The 16,058-nt window shown below is 67.1% G+C and carries 15 protein-coding genes; 6 read left to right on the forward strand and 9 right to left on the reverse strand.

The features are described 5' to 3' along the window. The first annotated feature begins 29 nt into the window (after nt 1-29). The gene (locus FIV34_RS10580) at nt 30-908 is read left to right on the forward strand and encodes a bestrophin family protein (RefSeq protein WP_139982503.1); all 879 of its coding nucleotides are present in this window, start codon (nt 30-32) and stop codon (nt 906-908) included. A 3-nt stretch (nt 909-911) separates the two neighbouring features. Here FIV34_RS10580 and FIV34_RS10585 read toward each other — a convergent pair whose 3' ends face one another. Next, nucleotides 912-2,498 (reverse strand): inorganic phosphate transporter, encoded by a 1,587-nt coding sequence (locus FIV34_RS10585; protein ID WP_139982505.1) that lies wholly within the window; start codon nt 2,496-2,498, stop codon nt 912-914. A gap of 124 nt (nt 2,499-2,622) precedes the next feature. On the opposite strand from FIV34_RS10585, the gene FIV34_RS10590 reads away from it, so the two are divergent. The 3 genes from FIV34_RS10590 (at nt 2,623) to FIV34_RS10600 (ending at nt 5,798) form a co-directional block, all read left to right on the forward strand. Beyond that, entirely contained in the window at nt 2,623-3,414 is a 792-nt protein-coding gene (locus tag FIV34_RS10590) for a CHAD domain-containing protein (RefSeq protein WP_170207576.1), read from the forward strand. A 49-nt stretch (nt 3,415-3,463) separates the two neighbouring features. Further along, nucleotides 3,464-4,213, forward strand: a complete 750-nt coding sequence (locus FIV34_RS10595) for a 3-keto-disaccharide hydrolase (protein WP_139982509.1) — start codon at nt 3,464-3,466, stop codon at nt 4,211-4,213. A 280-nt stretch (nt 4,214-4,493) separates the two neighbouring features. Beyond that, nucleotides 4,494-5,798, forward strand: a complete 1,305-nt coding sequence (locus FIV34_RS10600) for a carbohydrate-binding protein (RefSeq protein WP_139982511.1) — start codon at nt 4,494-4,496, stop codon at nt 5,796-5,798. Between the two features lie 33 nt (nt 5,799-5,831). Here FIV34_RS10600 and FIV34_RS10605 read toward each other — a convergent pair whose 3' ends face one another. The 3 genes from FIV34_RS10605 to FIV34_RS10615 all read right to left on the reverse strand — a co-directional run bounded on the left by FIV34_RS10605 (nt 5,832) and on the right by FIV34_RS10615 (nt 7,347). Next, nucleotides 5,832-6,059, reverse strand: a complete 228-nt coding sequence (locus tag FIV34_RS10605; RefSeq protein ID WP_139982513.1) for a hypothetical protein — start codon at nt 6,057-6,059, stop codon at nt 5,832-5,834. 106 nt (nt 6,060-6,165) lie between these two features. Further along, entirely contained in the window at nt 6,166-6,486 is a 321-nt protein-coding gene (locus tag FIV34_RS10610; RefSeq protein WP_139982515.1) for a hypothetical protein, read from the reverse strand. Between the two features lie 111 nt (nt 6,487-6,597). Next, a complete protein-coding gene (locus FIV34_RS10615) occupies nt 6,598-7,347 on the reverse strand; it encodes an SDR family oxidoreductase (RefSeq protein WP_139982517.1) in 750 nt (249 codons plus the stop codon). Nucleotides 7,348-7,444: 97 nt separating this feature from the next. Between FIV34_RS10615 and FIV34_RS10620 the strand changes: the two genes are divergently transcribed. Next, nucleotides 7,445-8,359: a LysR family transcriptional regulator gene (locus FIV34_RS10620; protein WP_139982519.1), complete on the forward strand. Its 915-nt coding sequence runs from the start codon at nt 7,445-7,447 to the stop codon at nt 8,357-8,359. A gap of 2 nt (nt 8,360-8,361) precedes the next feature. Here FIV34_RS10620 and FIV34_RS10625 read toward each other — a convergent pair whose 3' ends face one another. The 5 genes from FIV34_RS10625 to FIV34_RS10645 form a co-directional block, all read right to left on the reverse strand. Further along, entirely contained in the window at nt 8,362-9,240 is an 879-nt protein-coding gene (locus FIV34_RS10625; protein ID WP_139982521.1) for a VOC family protein, read from the reverse strand. A gap of 80 nt (nt 9,241-9,320) precedes the next feature. Next, nucleotides 9,321-10,448, reverse strand: a complete 1,128-nt coding sequence (locus tag FIV34_RS10630) for a hybrid sensor histidine kinase/response regulator (RefSeq protein ID WP_139982523.1) — start codon at nt 10,446-10,448, stop codon at nt 9,321-9,323. Then, a complete protein-coding gene (locus FIV34_RS10635; protein ID WP_139982525.1) occupies nt 10,445-11,017 on the reverse strand; it encodes a chemotaxis protein CheB in 573 nt (190 codons plus the stop codon). The genes FIV34_RS10630 and FIV34_RS10635 overlap by 4 nt, the downstream gene beginning before the upstream one ends. Further along, the gene (locus FIV34_RS10640) at nt 11,014-11,871 is read right to left on the reverse strand and encodes a CheR family methyltransferase (protein WP_170207577.1); all 858 of its coding nucleotides are present in this window, start codon (nt 11,869-11,871) and stop codon (nt 11,014-11,016) included. Before FIV34_RS10640 ends, FIV34_RS10635 begins: the two co-directional genes overlap by 4 nt. Then, on the reverse strand, nt 11,844-14,954 hold the full coding sequence (locus FIV34_RS10645; protein ID WP_139982529.1) for a response regulator: 3,111 nt from the start codon (nt 14,952-14,954) through the stop codon (nt 11,844-11,846). Before FIV34_RS10645 ends, FIV34_RS10640 begins: the two co-directional genes overlap by 28 nt. A gap of 185 nt (nt 14,955-15,139) precedes the next feature. Between FIV34_RS10645 and FIV34_RS10650 the strand changes: the two genes are divergently transcribed. Continuing rightward, nucleotides 15,140-16,051, forward strand: a complete 912-nt coding sequence (locus tag FIV34_RS10650) for a serine hydrolase (RefSeq protein WP_170207578.1) — start codon at nt 15,140-15,142, stop codon at nt 16,049-16,051. The last annotated feature ends 7 nt before the right edge of the window (nt 16,052-16,058 follow it).

The following is a 16,058-nucleotide window of genomic DNA, read 5'->3' on the forward strand; positions in this document are numbered from 1 at the left end:
GGTGCGACCGCTCTAACCTGTCCTCTCCCATGCCCCCCAGCACCCGCACACCCGGCATCCGCTCCCTCCTCTTCGCCTACCGCGGCACGATCATGCCGGTCATCTGGCGGCGGGTCGCCTACGCGGTGCTGCTCTCCGCGCTGGTCGCGGTACTCGACCTCAAATACGGCTGGTTTCGCGGCGGCCTGAACGCCACGCCGCTGACCCTGATGGGTCTCACCCTCGCGATCTTCCTCGGCTTCCGTAACCAGGTCGCTTACCAGCGCTGGTGGGAAGCACGCACGCTATGGGGGGAGCTGCTCATCGTGGCCCGGGACCTGGCCCGTCAGCTCAGCGCCTTCCTGCCCTCGGCCAGCCCCACCACCCGCGCCACCTTGATGGGCATGGTCATCGCCTTCGCCCACGCGCTGCGACACCACCTGCGGGGCAGCGACCCGACGCCGGAACTGACCCGCTGGTTGTCGCCGCGGTTGGCTGAGGACATCCTCGCCGCACCGAACCGGCCGGCGTACCTGCTGCATCGCATGGGCATCGCGTTTGCCGAGGCGGCGCGCAGCGACGGAGCAGACCCCATCCTTGTCGCCACGGTGGATGGCAAGATCAGCCAGCTCTCGCACGTGCTGGCCGGCTGCGAGCGCATCAGCGGCACGCCCATCCCGTTCTCGTACATCCTGCTGCTGCACCGCTCGGTGCACGTGTACTGCTTCTTCCTGCCCTTCTGCCTCGTTGGCGTCATGGGCTGGTTCACGCCCGTCGTGGTCGCCATCCTCGCCTACACGTTCTTCGGCCTCGATGCCCTGGGTGACCAGATCGAAGACCCGTTCGACGTGATGCCCAACGATCTCCCGATCGATGCATACACCACGGCGATTCAGAACGATTTGCTGGCGTTGCTTGACGAACGCTAACGCCTAGAAGACGTGGCGTAGCAACCAGAACAACCCGCCGGCCAGCGCGATCGACACGGGAAGCGTCAGCACCCACGCCAGCAACATGTTGCGCACCGTGGGCCACTGCAGGCCCGAGCCATTGGCTGTCATGGTGCCGGCCACGCCGGACGACAGCACATGCGTGGTGCTCACCGGCAGGCCCCAGCGGTCGGCGGCACCGATGGTCAGCATCGCGACGACTTCGGCCGACGCGCCCTGCGCGTAGGTGAGGTGCTCCTTGCCGATGCGTTCGCCCACCGTGCGGACGATGCGCTTCCAGCCCACCATCGTGCCCAGGCCCAGCGCGATGGCCACGGCCACCTTCACCCAGGTGGGGATGAACTTCGTCGCCTTGTCCAGCAGGCCGTGGTAGTTGTCGAGCACGGCCTGGTCTTCGGCAGCGAACTGCGGCTGCTTGTCCTTGGCCATGAGCCGCAGCGCTTCCGAGCTCAGGTACATGGTGTTGCGGACGTTGTTCACCTCGTGCTGCGGCAGGTCCGCCAGCGACGGGCGCTGCGCCACCTGGTCCGCGATCGTCGTGGTCAGCTGGTTCAGTGCGCCGAGCGTCTGCGGCGTGGCCTGGTGGGTCTGGATGTACTTCTCGATCTCGGCGCGCGGATTCGCTACTGGCACGGCGCCCTGCGCGTAGCGGGCGATCGTCTCGCTCGCGTGGTGCGCCACCGACACGAAGGTCTGCGTTTCCCCGGCGGTGACGGCCCGGTTCAGCGCGTACGCGCTGGGCACCGTGCCGATCAGGATCAGCATGATCAGGCCCATGCCCTTCTGGCCGTCGTTCGAGCCGTGCATGAACGACACGCCCGTGCACGTGGTGATCAGCAGGCAGCGCACCCAGAACGGCGGCGGCTGGTCGCCATGGGGCTCGGCGTAAAGCTCGGGCACCTTGACGAAGGTCTTCAGCGCGATAAGCAGCAGCCAGGCCAGCGCAAAACCGATCAGGGGCGAGAACAGCAGCGACTTGCCGACGCTGAGCGCCTGGCTCCAGTCCACCGCGGCATTCGCGTTGCCGGCATTCATCGCCTGGTTCATCAGGCCCACGCCGATGATCGAGCCGATCAGCGTGTGCGAACTGGATGACGGGAGGCCGAGCCACCAGGTGCCGAGGTTCCACAGGATCGCCGCGATCAGCAGCGCAAACACCATGGCGAAGCCGACGCCGCTGCCGACGTTAAGTACCAGGTTGATGGGCAGCAGCTGCAGGACCGTATAGGCGACGGCACCGCTGCTCACCAGCACGCCGAGGAAGTTGAAGGTGCCTGACCAGACGACGGCGAAGGTCGCCGGGAGCGAGCGCGTGTAGATCACCGTGGCGACGGCGTTGGCCGTGTCGTGGAACCCGTTGACGAATTCAAAGCCCAGGGCGATCAGCAGCGCGATGCCAAGCAGGACGTACTCGAAGGCCGGACTTGAGGGCGCCGAGAGCAGGTCGTGGCCAAGCTGGGAGCCCACGTAGATCGCCGCGGCGAGAAGGACGCCTCCGAAAATTCCCAGGCTTAGCCTGCGGACGGCGGGGGAGCCAACGGGCTGGTTGGTCAGGACGGTGCTGTTCATCGTGCGCCTCCGGTCGGTATCCCCCAACAACTAACAAGCCTCCATGACGCTCTGGTGTCAGTCCCGTCGACGCCACCGATGCCTCGGCCGTGCTATATACGAAGGGATGACCCCAAAGCCCGCGATGAGCATTCCGACGGCCATGGCGCTATTCGCGTCCCGGGAATGTCGCGGCATCGCCCGTTCGCTGGCCAACACCAAGGATCGGCATGCCGGCATCCACGCGGCACGCAAGGGCCTGCGGCGGCTGAAGAGCCTGCTGCGGCTTGGTTCGGAGGTCTTCGGCGACGCCCTGGTCGAGATCGAAGCCCGCATCGGCAAGCTCGCCACCGGCTTATCGCCCCTCCGGGACGCCCACGTGGCGGTGACCCTCGCGACGCACCTGGGCGGCCCGCGGCCCTCGGCGGGCTGGGCCGAGGCGATCCTCGTACTGGAACATCGCCGGGACGGCCGCCTGGTGGAGGCCCTCCATAAAGACCCCCGGTTCCTGAAGCGCCGCCATGCCATGCGCGACCTTTGCGACCTGATCGAACGACTGCCCTGGCGGCTCGTGAAGCGAGGCGTCGTTGAGGCCGCACTCGATGCCGGCCAGCGACGTGTCGCCAGCGCACAGAAACGGGTGCGAAAAGGCGCCACGCCGGCCAACCTGCATCGATGGCGGCGGCGCGCACGCCGGATGCGCATGCAATTGCAGTACTGGAAGCGCGTGCTCAGCGCCACGCACAAGACAGCGCACCATCGCGCCAAACAGGACAAGGCCGCCACGCACGCCATGGCGAAGCTTTCCGACGCCCTGGGCGCCAAGCAGGATCTGCGCGCGCTGCGCGTCCAGCTGAGGGCGATTCGCAAGCCGGGGCTGACGACGCCACTGGTCGAGCAGATTGCCGACGAGCTCAAGAAATTCCGAAAAGTGTAAGGGCGTCCGGACGTCTGTATGCTCGGGGTTTTCCCCGCCGGAGTTGCCCATGCTTCGCCCCTGCGCCAAAGCCCTCGCCTTCGCCTGCCTCATCGCCCTGCCCGTCGCCCACGCAGCCGATGCGCCGAATACCCTGACGGACGCCGAGCGCGGCCAGGGTTTCAAGTTGCTGTTCGACGGCACCACGCTCAACGGCTGGCACTCGTTCCAGCAGAAAGGCACCGGCAAGGACTGGAGCATCGCCGATGGCGCCATCCGCCTCGACCGCGACCTCAAGGCCCCCGACGCCGACTTCGCCGACCTCGTCACCGATGGCGAATACGAGAACTTCGACCTGAAGCTCGAATGGAAAATGACGGCCTGCGCGGACGCCGGCGTCATGTTCAACGTCAGCGAAGCGCCGAAGTACAAGTACACGTGGGAAACCGGCCCCGAGCTGCAGATCGCCGACCTGGTCTGCACCAAGCCGGACAGCTACACCCTCAAGGAACGCTCCGGCGACCTCTTCGACCTGATCTCCTCGGACATCGAAAACGTCCGCGAGAACGGCAACTGGAACCAGGTCGAGATCATCGTCGACCACGGCCACATGCAGTTCTTCCAGAACGGCCACAAGACGGTCGATACCCAGCTTTGGACGCCCGAATGGAACGCGCTGGTGGGCAAGACCAAGTTTGCGAAGATGCCCGGCTTCGCCAAGTTCACCCGCGGCCACATCTCCCTGCAGGGCGGTGAAGACAAGGGCACCCCGCCCATCCGCATCTGGTTCCGCAGCATCCGCATCAAAGACCTTGGCTGATCCTGACTACGTTGTCATCAACGGACAAGGATGTCCGTTTTCGTGCATGGCCAGCCTATCGCGGCGCAGCACCTTCCGATCGACGCTGGATCCCCCGGTTAAACGGTTTCCTCTCCTAAAGCGTGTCGCAGCGCGACAAATGGCGTGAGCCAGGGCTTCGCCTACCCGGTCACAAAACGGCAATCCACGAATAGACAACGTTGTCATTGGGGACTACACCGGGTCCGCGACAGGGGGAAACCAAACCATTCGGCAACACCACTCGAAACGGAGAGTCGTCATGCACGTGAATGCAGGTGTTCGGTCCCGTCTTGTGCTCGGAAGCTGTACTGGCACGCTCGGCGTCGCCATTGCCCTCGCCCTTTCCGCCGTGATTCCCATGGCCCCGGCAAATGCCGCGACCGCGTGTGCGGCGGCGTGGAGCGCGGGCACGGTCTATACCGGTGGCAACCTCGCCAGCGAGAACGGCGTGAACTACAAGGCCAACTGGTGGACGCAGGGCAACGACCCGGCGACCAGCAGTGGCGCTGCCGGCTCCGGCCAGCCGTGGACCTCGCAGGGCGCCTGCAGCGGCGGCGGCACGCCGCCGACCGACCCGCCGCCGACGGATCCCCCGCCGACCAATCCGCCCCCGGGCGCGGGTGACCTGTTCTTCAGTCCGTATAAGGACGTCACGATCAACATGGACTGGAACACCAACATCATGTCGACGTCGGTCACCGGCACGCGCCTGCCGGTGGTGGGTTCGGGCAGCCTGGTCTCCACCCAGGTACCCAACCTCGGCGCCATCACCCTGGCCTTTGCCAGCGGCGAATGCGGTACGGAAAACTGGGGCGGTGTGCCCGGCCAGGCGTTTGCCGACGCGAACGTCGCGCGCCTCAACGCGGCTGGCATCAACTACGTCGTCTCCACGGGTGGCCAGGCAGGCGTGTTTACCTGCGGCAGTGCCACGGGGATGGCGCAGTTCATCAACCGCTACAACAGCTCGCACCTGGTCGGCATCGATTTCGATATCGAAGGTGGGCAGACGCCGCAGCAGCTGAGCTCGCTGGTGAGCCAGGCGGTGTATGCGCAGAGCATCCATCCGGGCCTGCGCGTGTCGTTCACCCTCGCCACCCTCGCCGCTTCCGACGGCAGCTTTGGCGGCCTCAACAGCACCGGCGATACGGTGGTGAAGGCGGTGAAGGCCTCGGGCATGACCAACTACACCATCAACCTGATGGCGATGGATTACGGCGCCGCCGGTGCGGGCGTGTGCGTGGTCAAGAACGGCGCGTGCGACATGAGCCAGTCCGCGGTGCAGTCGGTGCTCAACCTCGAGCACACCTATGGCATCCCGGCCAGCAAGATCGAAGTCACCCCGATGATCGGCGTGAACGACGTCTCCAGTGAGGTGTTCACGGTGGCGGACATCGATACGGTGACCAACTACGCCGCCACCAACAAACTGGCCGGCGTGCACTTCTGGTCGCTGGATCGCGATACGCCCTGCTCGCAGAGCACGGCCTCGCCGGTGTGCAACTCACTGCCATCCAGCAGCACGCTGCAGTACACGAAGCGCTTCCTCTCCAACCTGGGTCACTGACCGGCGTCGCGGTGCCGGCATCGCCGGCACCGCTTAATGGTCGAGGGTTTCGCGGCGGTGGTCTTCGTCCAGCCAGCCTTCGCGTCGCTGCATGGCCCACTCGATTTCACGGGCGGCTTCGTTGCTGATGTACTTCCCGCGCAGCATCGCCAGCAGTTCGCGGTCGTCGATGCCGAGGATGGACGCGCGCGTGACGGCGCCGGTGATCCCGTCGACCGCCAGCTCGTCAAGGATGGTGCGTAGGTTCGCGCGTCTATTCAATTGAATCGTGTCCATCGCAGTACCGCTGGCGGGATCTAGCCAGGGTGCTCGCCCCGGTGTGCGGCGCCGAGGTTAAGGAACACGCGTGTTTCTGTCTTACGTATAACTACCTAGCATCGGTCTCTTCACCGTCAGCCGCCACGATGCGCGGCGCAACGCGAGGATGGACGCCGCCCTGTTCGGTGAGGACGGCACCGATCAACGCGCCGACGCATACGGCTGTCACCGCCAGCGTCCACGCTAATACGCCCCGCGAATGCAACAGGACCATCAGGCCCGCGGCGGCAAACGCGATGCCGACGGCCCAGGCGAAAGCCACCCATCGCGACGCGGGCGAGGTATCGCCTTTCAGCACGGCAACGATGCAATGCCGGCATACGGTCAGCCCGGGTGCGAGGGCAAAACTACGACAGGGGCGTTCGGGCATCGGGCGGCACTCGGTGGGAGGTGCCGCGATCGTGATGCCCGGGGGTGTCTCCAACGGGTGAAGCCCGGGTAGCCCGGGCTCACCACGCTTAGCTGGCGGTTAGCTGGCGCCTTACAGCTGGCTCATGCCACCGTCGATCACGATCTCGGTGCCCACGATAAAGCCCGATTCCGGCGACGAGAGGTGCAGCACCGTGGCCGCCACTTCTTCCGGACGGCCGAAGCGGCCCAGCGGCACCTGCGCCTGGATCTGGGCGGCCGTGGCCTCGAGCTGCGCCGCGTCCATGCCGAGCTTGCCGTAAAGGGGCGTCTGCACCGGGCCCGGGCTCACCACGTTGACACGGGCACCACGCGGCAGCAGTTCGGCCGAAAGGGTCCGCGCCAGGGTAATCAGGGCGGCCTTGCTCGCCGCGTACACCGAGGAGTTCGGCATGCCGATATGCGCGTTGATCGACCCATTCAGCACGATGGACGCACCCGGGTTGAGCTGCGGCAGCACCGCCTGCAACTGGAAGTAGGCGCCCTTCACGTTGGTATCGAAGGTCAGGTCCCACAAGGCTTCATCGACCTGGTCGAACGGCGCGAACTTCGCGACACCGGCATTGATGAAGACGGCATCGAGCTTGATGTCCTGGCTCTTCAACGCGGCGCCAAGCGCCTTCGCATCGGCCATGTTCGAGGCATCGTTACGCAGGCCGACAGTGCCGGCGCCCACCTGGGCGACCGCCTGCCCGAGCGTCTTTTCATCACGGCCGGTGATGACGACGCGGGCGCCTTCGGCGGCATAGGCCTGGGCGACGGCGAGGCCGATGCCGCTGGTGCCGCCGGTGACGAGAACGTTCTTGCCAGTGAAACGGTTCATGGTGTGACTCCGTGGGGTTGGTATGGAGCATAGGTTGCTCCGCATGCCGTCGATTGGCGTACCATCTCCTCGTCGTAAACGTTCGATGGGGTCGAACATGTTGTCGGAAGACGAACTGGCCTTGCTGGAGGCCATCCGCGAGACCGGCAGCCTGTCCCGGGCGGCCGCCCGGCTGGGCAAGGCGCCCTCAACCCTTTCGCACGCCGCGCGCCAGCTGGAAGACCGTTTCGACGCCCTGCTCTTCGATCGCCGCCGCTATCGCCTGCAACTCACGCCCGCCGGGCAGCTGCTGGCCAACGAGGCGGCGCGGCTCATGCAAGACGTGTCCCGGCTCACCCAGCGCGTGAAGCAGGTGGCCGGTGGCTGGGAAGACCGCCTGTCCATCGTCACCGACGAACTGCTCGAATTCGAACTGCTGCTCCCTTCCATCCGCGCCTTTGATGCCCTGGACTCCGGCGTGCGCCTGCGCCTGACGCACGAGGTCCTCGGCGGCACATGGGAAGCCTTGCGCGATGGCCGCGCCGACGTGGTGGTGGGTGCGACGAACGAGCCGCCGGCGATTCCGAAGCTGCGCTGGCACGAACTCGGGGTCATGGAATGGGTATTCGCGGTATCACCGCGGCATCCCCTGGCCAAGGCGAAGGAGCCCCTGGACGCCGATACGGTGACGAAGCACCGTGCGATCGTCGTCGCGGATTCCTCGCGCGGCATGTCGCGTGGGTATGGCACGCAAGGTGGCCAGCCAACGCTCGCCGTGCCGACCATGCGCGCAAAGATCCTCGCCCAGCGTGACGGCCTCGGCGTGGGCTGGGTACCGCGGCCGCGGGCAAAGGCACTCCTCGACGCCGGCGAACTGGTGGAGAAGCGCATGGCCGATCCGCGCGAGCCGAACACGCTCTATGTGGCGTGGCGCGGCGATACCGAAGGCCGCGCCCTGGCCTGGTGGATCGAGCAGTTCAGCCAGCCACGGCTGGCCAAGCGGCTGATCCAGGGCGTCCCCGTCACCCCGTAGCGTCAGTGCGCCGGCTGGCTGTGGACTTCGGCAACGTAACCGCCGGGGAACTGCAGCATGGCTGAGCGACGGTCGCCTTCCTGGTGGGCGTCTGCGACGACCTTCGCCCCGGCACTGCGCGCCTTGGTGAGCACCGCGTCCAGGTCATCCACTTCGTAGCCGGTCAGCTCGCTGCCGTACGGCCAGTCGAGATGGCCATCGGTGACGATGACCGTCGCCTTGCCGAAGCCCGAAGTAAGGCGGATGCGCCGGTACGTGCCGGCCTTGCGGCCGATATCCGTGCCGGCGGCGTTGCGGTCGTCCGACTCCACCTTGGCGTGTGCAAAGCGCTCCCAGGCCTTCACGAAGGCATCGGCCGCCTGCACCGGTACGTAGATGCGGTTCTCGGGCACGTGCGCGAGCGCCGCGTAGTCGGGCTTCTTCGTGTGCGAGTAGAACTGCATGTTCACCCCGCCCGGCCATGAGACCACGGCGTCGCGACCGATCGGATCGTCGAATGGCGCCACCAGCGTGGCGGCACCCGCCGCGTTGGCGGCTTTCACGGCGTCATCCACGTTGGTCACGAGGTAGCCGCTGCGCTCCAGGCCGAACGGGTACGGCACAGGCGTGCGGAAGCCGAACACCGACAGCGGCCCCACCGGCGTCTGCACGAGCTGCGAGCTGGTGCTCGACGGCGTCGGCGTCACGGTGACGACCACCTGCTTCGTCGACTGGCCACCGAAGGTCGCGGCAAAGCTCGCCACGAACGCGTCGACGTCCTGGGGCGCGACGTAAACATGGGTGCTGTCGTACTGGGGTCCAACCGCAAAATCCTGCGTCGCCGCAAAAGCGGGCGTGGCAAGAGCGAGGGCGAGCGAGGCAAATAGGAGATGTGTGCGCATGGGGTGGCAGTGTAGAAGCCCACCCGCATCACGTCATGGCATGCAAGAGCCATCGTTTGCACAAATCCATCGCCCGCGGCTCAACGCACCACGTTACGCGGCACGTCAATGACGAACTCGACGCCATCGGTGACGTTCTGTGCCGTTACCGTACCGCCGTGCGCGCGCACGAACTGATCGACGATGTACAGGCCTAGTCCCAGCCCGCGGCTCTGGTGGAAACTGCCCTTGAACGGCTCGAAGATCCGCTGCACGAGGTTGGCCGGGAGCACGCCGGCGTTGCGCACGCTGATCTGCACCGTGGCCGGATCGCTGCCGTCCACCACCAACAGGATGGGTGTGCTGCCTAACGCGTACTGCACCGCGTTGCCCAGCAGGTTCGACAGCACCTGGGACATGCGCGTGGCATCGAAGTACCCGGCGGTCTCGCCCTCGAAGGCCATTTCGATGGCGCGCGTCGGATGGGCCTGGCGGGTTTCCTCAACCACGGCCTTCGCCACGGCGGCCAGGTCGTTGCTGGCGAGGTCCAGGCGGATCGAGCCCGAGCGGATGCGCGAGAAATCGAGCAGCTGGTCGATCATCCGGGCCATGCGCTTCGCGCTGGTTTCGATGTGATGCGCGGTGCGGGCCAGTGGCCCGTCAGTGGTCTCCACCACGATGCGGTCGGCGCACAGGCTGATCGCCGACAGCGGCGTGCGCAGGTCGTGGGTGAGCACGGCGATCATCGCTTCATTGAGCTGCAGTGCGCGCTCCAGCCGGCTGTTCTGTGCCTTCAGCTGCTGCCGCTGCTGGTAGAGCTGGACGAACACGTCCACCTTGCCAAGGATGACCCGCGGGTCGATCGGCTTGTGCAGGAAGTCCACCGCGCCGGTCTCGTAGCCCTTGAACGAACGGGCCGGGTCGTTCGGCGAGGCGGTGAGGAAGATGATCGGCACGTCGCGCGTGCGCAGCGAGCCGCGCATCAGCTCGGCGAGGACGAAACCGTCCATGTCCGGCATCTGCACGTCCAGCAGGGCCAGCGCCACGTCGTGGACCAGCAGCAGCTCCAGGGCCTCGGGCCCCGACGCCGCCTTGAGGATGCGGATGTCGTCGCGCGCGAGCAGCGCTTCCATGGCCACCAGGTTCTGCGGGACATCGTCCACGATCAGCACATTGGTCAGCTCACGCACGGTCGCCGGTTCCTCCGGCAGGGTCATCGACAGATTCATGGCGTGAAGCTTCCCAATCGGCGACACAGGTCGCGCAAGGTAACGATGGCATCGGCACCCGCGAACGCGATGGCCGACGCAGGCATGACAGGTGAAACGGCTTCGTCCGGATCCTGGATCCACACGGTGCCCCCTTCGCGGCGCACCGCGGCAACGCCCGCGCTGCCGTCGCTGCTCGCCCCGGTGAGCAGGATGCCCAGCAGGCCGGCACCAAAGACGTCAGCGGCGGACTCGAACAGCGGATCGATCGCGGGCCGTGAGTACAGTACCGGCTCGTCCCGCGAGAGAGAGACCGTCGAACGATCCTCGACCAGCAGGTGGTAATCCGGCGGTGCGAACAGGACGACCCCCGGGCACAACGGCTCCTTGTCCTCCGCCTCGGCCACCGGCAAAGGGCATTCCCCGTCGAACAGCGCGGCCAGGCCGCTGGGCCGGTCGCGCGGGATGTGCTGCACCACAAGCACCGGCGCCGGGAAGCGCGCGGGGAAACAGCGAAGCACCTCGCGCAGCGCCTGCACGCCACCGGCCGAGGCGCCGATCACCACCGCCTGCGGGAACGGCGTGCTCATGCGGCCGTCCGCCGGTACAGGCGTTGCTGCGCGCTGCACGCTTCGAAATCGGCCGCGTGCGCACCGAACTGCAGCGACTCCTTCGCGCCCAGGCCAAGGAAGCCACGGCGGACCAGCGAATCGTGGAACAGGCCGACGGCGCGGTCCTGCAGTTCGCGGTTGAAATAGATCAACACGTTGCGGCACGACACCAGGTGCACTTCGGAGAACACCGCGTCGGTGGCCAGGCTGTGGTCGGCAAACACCACCTGCTTCTTCAGGCGGCGATCGAACACGGCGCCGCCGTAGCCCGTGGTGAAGTAATCCGACAGCGAATGCCGACCACCGGCCGCCTGGTAGTTGCGGCTGAACAGGGCCATCCGGTCCAGCGCGAATACACCACTCTCCGCCGCTTCCAGGGCCTTGGGGTTGATGTCCGTGGCGTAGATCACCGCGCGGTCGAGCAGGCCCTCTTCTTCGAGCAGGATGGCCATCGACCACACTTCCTCACCCGTGCTGCACCCGGCGACCCACACCTTGATGCTGGGGTAGGTCTTCAGCACCGGCACGGCATGCTCGCGCAGCGCGGCGAAATAGCCGGGATCGCGAAACATCTCCGAGACCTGGACGGTGAAGTACTGCATGGCCTCGGCGAAGAACGCCGGGTCGTGGAGCACACGGTGCTGCAGGTCGCTCAACCGTTCCAGGCCGTGCCGGCTCATGGCGTGGCGCATGCGCCGGCGCAACGAGCTCACCGCGTAGTGGCGGAAGTCGTAGTGGTAGCGCAGGTACACCGCTTCCAGCAGTACCTTGAGCTCGAGGTCGAACAGCTCGGTTTCGGTGGACATCAGCGCCTCGAGCACCAGACGCGGCACAGCGATACGAGCTTGTCGATATCGATGGGCTTGGCGATGTAGTCGTTGGCGCCGGCCGCGATGCAGCGCTCGCGGTCGTCGGACATGGCCTTGGCGGTGAGCGCGATGATCGGCAGGTCGGCAAAGCGGCGGTCGGCACGGATCCGGCGCATGGCTTCCAGGCCGTCCATCTCCGGCATCATGATGTCCATCAGCACCAGGTCGACGTCCGCGCGATCCAGCCGCTCCACGGCTTCGCGGCCATTGCGGGCGATCTCCAGCTTCACGCCCAGCGGCTCGAGCACGCTGGTGAGGGCGAAGATGTTGCGCACATCGTCTTCGGCCAGCAGCACGGTGCGCCCGTCCAGCATCGCGTCGCGCTTGCGGGCTTCGCGCAGCAGGCGCTGCTGGTCGGTGGGCAGGGATGCCTCGACGCTGTGCAGGAACAGGGTCACTTCGTCGAGCAACCGCTCCGGCGAGCGCGCCCCCTTGATGATGATGCTCTTGGAATAGCGGCGCAGGCGCTGCTCTTCCTCGCGGGTGAGCGAGCGGCCGGTGTAGACGATCACCGGCGGGAACGCGAACGCGTCGCTGCCGGCCATGTGTTCCAGCAGGTCGTAACCGCTACCGTCGGGCAGCACCAGGTCCATCACCAGGCAATCGAACGTGGTGGTCGACAGCTGGCTCAATGCATCACCGATGCTGCCGACGGCCACGATCTCCAGCTGGTCGCGGGCCAGCAGCAGCGTGAGGTTGTTGCGCAGGTCGGTGTCGTCTTCGACGATCAACAGGCGTCGCATCGTGCGCTGGTGGCGGTCTTCGAGCTGGGCAATCGCATCCACCAGGCGCTCGCGCGAGGCCGGCTTCATCAGGTAGCCAATGGCACCCAACTCCAGGGCCAGCTGTGCCTGCTCCGTGGCGGACACCACGTGCACCGGAATGTGCCGCGTCGCAGGGTCGCGCTTCAGCCGCTCCAGCACGCTCAGGCCGGAGACATCGGGCAAGCCGATATCCAGCAGCACGCCACTGGGCGAATGGGCGGCGGCCAGGGCCAGGCCTTCATCGGCGCTCGCCGCGACGATGCAGTCGAAATCCAGTTCGTGCGCCAGCTCGACCAGGGCGCCGGCGAACACCGGGTCGTCTTCGACGACAAGGATCAGCCGGCCCGGACGCTGCCGGGATCCGCGGTCGTCCGCCACGGAGACGGCTGGCGCGGGTGCCGCGGCCGGCGAAGGCGCTGACGGACGGGTAACGGATGGCAAGCGGCTAGCCGGCGCCGCCAGCGTGCTGGGCGCGAGCTCGGCGGCCGGGGCTTCGCTCACGAACGCGCTGGCATCCACGGGCAGTTCGAGGGTAAACGTGCTGCCGCGGCCCAGGTCGCTGGCGACGCTGATATCGCCGCCCATGCGCCGCGCCAGGTCGCGTGAAATCGACAGGCCCAGCCCGGAGCCACCGAACTTGCGGCTGGTGCTGCCATCGGCCTGGCGGAAGGCTTCGAAAATGACGTCGGTCTGGGTCGCGTCGATGCCGATGCCCGTGTCGGACACGGTGAAGCGCACGCGGTCCGCCGGGGCGGCCTCCACCCGCAGGGCGACTTCACCGGACTCGGTGAACTTCACGGCGTTGGCCACGAGGTTCTTCACCACCTGGCGCAGGCGCTGTTCGTCACCGATCAGGCGCGTGGGCGCGCCGGGCGCCATCTCGATGCGCAGGGCCAGGTGTTTCTCCGCCGCCAGCGGCTCGAAGGTGTCGCGTACCCGATCCAGCAGCGTGTCGATCGCCAGCGGTTCGGCCACGATCTCCACGTGGCCTGCCTCGATCCGCGAGAGGTCGAGGATGTCGTTGATCAGGGTCAGCAGGTCGTTGTTGGAGGCGTGGATGGCGCTGGCATAGCGCACCTGGTCGTCGCTGAGGTTGCCGTCCTTGTTGTCGACCAGCAGCTTGGCCAGGATCAGCGAGCTGTTCAGCGGCGTGCGCAGCTCGTGCGACATGTTGGCGAGGAACTCGGACTTGTATTGGCTGGTGACCTCGAGCAAACGCGCATTGCGGGCGAGCTCGGCCTGGGCGGCGAGCAGGCCGGCACGCTGCCGTTCCAGGTCGTGCGTGCGCTCTTCCAGCTGCACGTTGGTCTGCTCCAGTTCTGCCTGCTGCGCTTCCAGCGAGGCGTGCGACTGCTGCAGGCTGCGGCTCTGCACTTCCAGTTCTTCGTTGGCGACGCGCAGTTCTTCCTGCTGGGTCTGCAGCTCTTCGCTCTGCCGCTGGGTTTCTTCGAGGAGCTCGTTCTGGCGTTCGCGCAGCGCGGCGGTGCGCAGGGCCACGCCGATCGCTTCACCGGTCCGGGCGAGCAGGTCCATGTCGGCGCCGAACGGATCCGTGCCGCCGACCCGGCCGATTTCGATGACGCCGACCGGGTTGCCGTCCGCTGTCACCGGCATGAGGAACACTTCGGTGGGCGTGCTTCGCCCGAGGGTGGATGCGATCGCGACGTGCGCGTCGGAAAGGTTGGCCAGGCGCCGCGGTTCGCCGTCGGCGAGCACGTCGCCCAGCAGGCCGCCATCGCGCGAAAGCGTGCCCGGGTGGTCCGCCGGCAAGCCGGCACCGCCGCAGAGCACCAGCTGGTGCCGGTCCGCCCGGTACAGCGCGCCCACCTGTGCCCCCAGCCGCGCGCACAGTGCGCCCACGGCATGCCGGGCGATCTCCTCGGGCGACTGCTCGCCACGCAAGGCATGCGATACCGCGTTCTGGCCTTCCTGGAGCCACAGCATCCGTTCGGCCGCGGTCCGTGCCCGCAGCGCCTGGGTCACGAGGGCCGCGATACCCCAGAACGACACGGCGCCGATGGTCCGGTTCACCTCGGAGAAGCTGGCCGCGATGGAGGGGGGCGAGAGCTTGTAGCCGATGGCAATCAGCACGGTCGACACGAAGGCGACCACCAGCGGCATGTCCCGGCGCGACTGGAACACGGTCAGGCCGACGGCGAAGAAGTAGAAGCACCATACCGAGTAGCCCAGCGGCGTCGCGGCATCGAGCGCCAGGGTGGCGGCGAGGATGACGAACACGACGGCCCAGATGGTGCGGTCGCGTGTTAACTGCTTCTGGCTCAAACGGATATCCCCTGCAAAGCTGGCGCCTGCCCGGCCGGTAGCTCGGGCACAACCTTGGAAAGGTGCCGATTCGGCCGTAAAGACGATGTGATGGTTAATCCGTCAGCAAAATGCCCTTATTGCGACACGCGCGGGGCCAGGCCCGGGGCTACCGTGCCCACACCCCGACGAACAGGTGCTCCCCCATGCTCAAGCCCCTCCTGCGCGGCGTCGCGCTATCCCTCGTGACCAGCGCCGCCCTGGCCGCCGCCCCGGACGCCCACCTGCAGGCGGCGCTGCAAAAGGTCGCCGACCAGGCCCGGCCGGGGACGCTTGGCGTGCTGGTGATGGACCCGGCCGCCGGCCAGTCGGTGAGCGTCAACGCCGGCCGGCCGTACCTGATGATGAGCGTGTTCAAGGCACCCATCGCCGCGGCCGTGCTCAGCCAGGTCGGCGCCGGAACGCTCACGCTGGACCGTACCGTGCACCTGGGCCCCGCCGACGTGGTCGACGGCTCCGCCGTGCCGTCCGTCGGCGCGTCGCTGAAGGCCGGCCCGCGCGACGTCAGCGTCGACGAGTTGCTGCATGCCGCGGTGACCCAGAGCGACAACACGGCGGTCGACGCCCTGCTCCGCCTGCTCGGCGGCAGCCCGGTCGCTACGCGGTTCCTTGCATCGAAGGGCGTGCAAGGCATCCGCATCGACATGGGCGAAGGCGAACTCGCGCGGCTGTTCGATACGAAAGGCGCCGATGCCGTCCTCGCCAGCCATGTCGACAGCAGCACGCTCGAGGGCGCCGGCGCCTTCCTGCGCAAGCTCCAGGCCGGCGAGCTGCTGTCGGCAGGCTCGACGCAGAAGCTGCTCGGCATGATGTCGGCACAGGTGATCCCGAACCGGATCCGCGGCGGCCTGCCGGCGGGCTACCAGCTCGCCGACAAGACCGGTACGAGCGGCACGCGTGACGGGCGCATGGCCGCCTTCAACGACATCGGCATCATCACCGCGCCGAACGGCCAGAAACGCGTCGTCGTCGTGTTCCTGGCCAATGCCCGCGCCACGCCGGAGCAGGCCACGAAGTGGTTCGCCGAGATCGGCAGGCTCACCGCCGCCTCGATGTGACGTCCGG

The organism is Luteibacter pinisoli (genome assembly GCF_006385595.1).
Classification (GTDB): Bacteria; Pseudomonadota; Gammaproteobacteria; order Xanthomonadales; family Rhodanobacteraceae; genus Luteibacter; species Luteibacter pinisoli.

Excerpts from the sequence above, each read along its gene's own strand:
- FIV34_RS10610 (WP_139982515.1), bottom strand. The coding sequence starts at position 6,486 with ATGCCCGAACGCCCCTGTCGTAGTTTTGCCCTCGCACCCGGGCTGACC.
- FIV34_RS10635 (WP_139982525.1), bottom strand. The coding sequence starts at position 11,017 with ATGAGCACGCCGTTCCCGCAGGCGGTGGTGATCGGCGCCTCGGCCGGT.
- FIV34_RS10585 (WP_139982505.1), bottom strand. The coding sequence starts at position 2,498 with ATGAACAGCACCGTCCTGACCAACCAGCCCGTTGGCTCCCCCGCCGTC.
- FIV34_RS10650 (WP_170207578.1), top strand. The coding sequence starts at position 15,140 with ATGCTCAAGCCCCTCCTGCGCGGCGTCGCGCTATCCCTCGTGACCAGC.
- FIV34_RS10580 (WP_139982503.1), top strand. The coding sequence starts at position 30 with ATGCCCCCCAGCACCCGCACACCCGGCATCCGCTCCCTCCTCTTCGCC.
- FIV34_RS10620 (WP_139982519.1), top strand. The coding sequence starts at position 7,445 with ATGTTGTCGGAAGACGAACTGGCCTTGCTGGAGGCCATCCGCGAGACC.
- FIV34_RS10615 (WP_139982517.1), bottom strand. The coding sequence starts at position 7,347 with ATGAACCGTTTCACTGGCAAGAACGTTCTCGTCACCGGCGGCACCAGC.
- FIV34_RS10630 (WP_139982523.1), bottom strand. The coding sequence starts at position 10,448 with ATGAATCTGTCGATGACCCTGCCGGAGGAACCGGCGACCGTGCGTGAG.
- FIV34_RS10595 (WP_139982509.1), top strand. The coding sequence starts at position 3,464 with ATGCTTCGCCCCTGCGCCAAAGCCCTCGCCTTCGCCTGCCTCATCGCC.
- FIV34_RS10590 (WP_170207576.1), top strand. The coding sequence starts at position 2,623 with ATGAGCATTCCGACGGCCATGGCGCTATTCGCGTCCCGGGAATGTCGC.
- FIV34_RS10600 (WP_139982511.1), top strand. The coding sequence starts at position 4,494 with ATGCACGTGAATGCAGGTGTTCGGTCCCGTCTTGTGCTCGGAAGCTGT.
- FIV34_RS10625 (WP_139982521.1), bottom strand. The coding sequence starts at position 9,240 with ATGCGCACACATCTCCTATTTGCCTCGCTCGCCCTCGCTCTTGCCACG.